The sequence below is a fragment of the Salipiger sp. HF18 genome (assembly GCF_011806505.1).
GTDB classification, from domain to species: Bacteria; Pseudomonadota; Alphaproteobacteria; order Rhodobacterales; family Rhodobacteraceae; genus Salipiger; species Salipiger thiooxidans.
In genome coordinates this window covers 1-3,348 of record NZ_JAATOS010000433.1, presented here as the reverse complement: position 1 = coordinate 3,348, position 3,348 = coordinate 1, and the positions used below count along the sequence as shown (strand labels likewise).

4 protein-coding genes are annotated in these 3,348 nt (G+C 69.7%); 2 read left to right on the top strand and 2 right to left on the bottom strand.

The window, feature by feature from the left end; translation table 11 throughout:
- Both secD and yajC read right to left on the bottom strand, forming a co-directional pair.
- A partial coding sequence (secD, locus tag HC022_RS21910) for a protein translocase subunit SecD (protein WP_167453819.1) occupies positions 1–1,504 on the bottom strand: 1,504 nt, incomplete at its 3' end.
- Between the two features lie 24 nt (positions 1,505–1,528).
- Complete coding sequence (gene yajC, locus HC022_RS21905) at positions 1,529–1,816, bottom strand: preprotein translocase subunit YajC (protein ID WP_167453818.1); 288 nt, start codon at positions 1,814–1,816, stop codon at positions 1,529–1,531.
- A gap of 601 nt (positions 1,817–2,417) precedes the next feature.
- Between yajC and HC022_RS21900 the strand changes: the two genes are divergently transcribed.
- Complete coding sequence (locus HC022_RS21900) at positions 2,418–2,615, top strand: hypothetical protein (protein WP_040383966.1); 198 nt, start codon at positions 2,418–2,420, stop codon at positions 2,613–2,615.
- Between the two features lie 4 nt (positions 2,616–2,619).
- The coding region (locus HC022_RS21895; protein ID WP_368484714.1) for a serine protease at positions 2,620–3,348 on the top strand (729 nt) is incomplete at its 3' end.

The following is a 3,348-nucleotide window of genomic DNA, read 5'->3' as shown; positions in this document are numbered from 1 at the left end:
CGGTGATGATGGTGGTGAGGTTGGCGTCGATGATCGCCGACAGCGCCCGCTCGTAGCCCAGCTCGATGGCGCGGGCCGGGCCGCGGGCGGATTTCAGTTCCTCCCGGATGCGCTCGAAGATCAGCACGTTGGCGTCCACCGCCATGCCGACGGTGAGCACGATGCCGGCGATGCCGGGCAGCGTCAGCGTGGCGCCGATGGCCGAGAGGATGCCCATGATGAGCCCGATGTTCAGGATCAGCGCCACGTTGGCGAAGAGTCCGAAGAGCCCGTAGGTCAGCGCCATGAAGATCAGCACCGCGGCGAAGGCCACGCCGGTGGCGAGCTTGCCCGCGTCGATGCTGTCCTGCCCGAGTTCGGGGCCGATGGTGCGTTCCTCGAGGAAGTCGAGCCCGGCGGGCAGCGCGCCTGCGCGCAGCAGCACCGCGAGGTTGGTGCTTTCCTCGACGCTGAAATTGCCGGTGATGATGCCCGAGCCGCCGGCGATGTGGCTCTGGATGACCGGGGCCGAGATGACCTCGTCGTCGAGCACGATGGCGAAGGGCGAGCCGATGTTCTCGGCGGTGTAGTCCCCGAACTTGCGCGCGCCGCTCGGGTTGAAGCGGAAGGTCACCGCGGGGCGGCCGTTCTGGTCGAAGGAGGGCTGGGAATCCACCAGTTCCTCGCCGGTCACCACGGGCGCCTGTTCGAGCACGTAGTAGACGCCGTCCTCGTCGAGCGACGGCAGCACCTCGTTGCCGGATCCTGCGTTTTCGTTGGGGTTGGTGGTGCGGCTCACCACCGGCTGGAAGGTCAGCTGCGCGGTGGTGCCGATGATGTCCTTCAGCTCGGTCGCCGAGCCGATGCCGGGCACCTGGATCAGGATCCGGTCAGAGCCCTGGCGCTGGATCGTGGGTTCGCGCGTGCCGACCTCGTCGATGCGGCGGCGGATGATCTCGAGCGACTGGCGCATGGTGCGTTCGTCGGTGGCCTGGCGCTCGGCCTCGGAGAGCTGCACGACGATGTCGCTGCCCTCGCCCGACACCTCGAGGTCGGTGGCACCGGCGCCGGTGAGCGAGACCACTGGCTGCGCCAGCGCCCGCACCAGCTCGAGCGCGCGGGCCATGCCGTCGGGCTTCGAGATCCGCACCCGCAACGTGCCGGGCTCGGAGCTTTGCAGCCGGATGGTGCCCACCTCGTCACGGGCGCCGCGCAGGGCGTCACGCACGTCGGGCCAGAGCGCCTCCATCCGGGACTGGTAGACGTCCGCCACGCGGACCTCGGCCAGAAGGTGGGCCCCGCCCCTCAGGTCGAGACCGAGGTTGACGAGATCCGAGGGCAGCCACTCGGGCCATTGCCCGGCCTGCGCCTCAAGCTCGGCGGTGGACCCCGACTTCTCGATCGCCTTCACGGCGTCATTGTGGGATTCCACGCGGGAGTAGAAGAGGTTGGGCGCCGCCAGCACCAGCCCCGCCACCACGAGCGCCCAGATAAGGACGCGTTTCCAGGTATCGATCTGCAGCATCTAGGCGCCCTTCGGGTCTTGATCTCAGCTTTCGGCCGGTTCGGTCTTGGAGAGCACCTGCGCGATGGTGTTCTGGACCACGCGAACCCGGACGCCGTCGGCAATCTCGATCTCGACCTCGTTGTTTTCCTTGACCTTCGAGACCTTGCCGATGATGCCCCCCTGGGTGACCACCTGATCGCCGCGGCGCAGGGCGGAAACCATCTTCTGGTGATCCTTCATCTTCTTCTGCTGGGGACGGATCAGCAGGAAATACATGATCGCGAAGATCAGGATGAGAGGGATAAACTGGGCAATCGCGCTTGTGTCCATGGGCGGGCTCCTCGTGTGTGATGGGTGGGGGCCTCCCCCCGTGAAGTCGCGCGGAACCTATGTGCGAACGTTAGCGGATGCAAGGCGTCAACACCGCGTCCCGCCGCCCGGAAATGCGCCACATTAAGGGTCCCCGCGCCGTCCCTGCCCCCAGACGCGCCTTGACGCATCGGCAGCAACCGCTCCGGTTGCGGCGGAGGCGGGAGATCGGCGCGGGAACGAGGGTGGGCCCGTTCATGCCGGCGCCGGCACGCCGACACCGGCGAAGGGATCACGGCACGGGTACCGCCCGGAGCGCTAAACCCCGAGGGTCAGTGATGGCGTCAGCACAGGGAACGCGTGGCCTCGCAAGGTCCCGTTGCCACCAGCACAGGGAGCGTGCGGCCTCAAAGATCACCGATGACGCCAGCGCCGGCGGCCCCTGCCGCCTCACCTGCCCCTGCGGCCCGCGAGCGCCTGCGCTATTGCGCCAGGGACCGGCCTCCGCCTAGGCTGGCGGGGTTGCCGCAGTGCTGACGCGGCGCGGGGCCGCCAACCGATGCCCCGACCAGAACCACGGGCGAACCGCCTACCCCATGCGAACCAGACGGGACCGGATCCGATGCGCTTCTTGATCACTCTAGGCCTCACCGCCAGCTTCCTTGCGGGGTGCGCGCAATGCACGCCCGGTCGTCCGACCGCCGACGTGAACATCAATGTCGGCACAGGCGGGATCGGCACCGGCGTCTCGGTCGGCAAGCAGTGCGGCCCGATCAATTTCAGCGTGGGCGGCGGCAAGTACTATCACCCCGACTGGTGAGCCCGTGCCCCGGCGCCTCCGCCCTCCGCGGCTGCTGGCCGCGGCGCTCCTTGCGCTGAGCACCGGGGACGCCGCCGCGCAGGAGCTGCCGGCCCTGCCGCTCGAGGATCACCCCGCGTGGCAGGCGGTGGGACGGCTCAACACCAAGGGCTACAACCGTCGCGGCATGTGCTCTGGCGCGCTCGTCGCTCCCGACCTCGTGCTGACCGCGGCGCATTGCCTCGCCGGGCCCGACGGCAACCCGGTGCGCCCCGAGACCCTGCATTTCGTCGCGGGCTGGCTCGGCGGTGCGTTCGCCGGCGAGAGCGCCGTCGCCTCCTACAAGATCCACCCGCGCGCCTACGCCCGCGTGACGCTCGATATCGAGCACGACCTCGCGCTGGTGACGCTGGCCACGCCGCTCGACGTGACGCCGCTGACGCTCGGCAGCGCGCTGTCCCCGCCCTTTGCCCTCGTGGGCTACCACGACCACCGCCCGCACCGGCTGTCGGCGCGCTTCGACTGCGCCGGCGCCCGCGACCACCGGCTGCTGCGCATCGCCTGCCCGGTCCGGCCCGGCAACTCCGGCGGGCCGGTGCTGGCCGGCGGTCCGGACTGGCGCATCGTGGGGGTCGTGGCTGCCGCCGCGCAGGGCGATACGCTGGCGGTTCCGGTCGATGAATGGCTCCGCGAGCGCCCGTTGCGGGGGGCCCCCCTCACCTCGGGGGGGAAAGAGGGCACAAACGCCCCCACT

Coding starts and splice junctions, on each gene's coding strand:
- yajC (WP_167453818.1), bottom strand. CDS start 1,816: ATGGACACAAGCGCGATTGCCCAGTTTATCCCTCTCATCCTGATCTTC.
- HC022_RS21900 (WP_040383966.1), top strand. CDS start 2,418: ATGCGCTTCTTGATCACTCTAGGCCTCACCGCCAGCTTCCTTGCGGGG.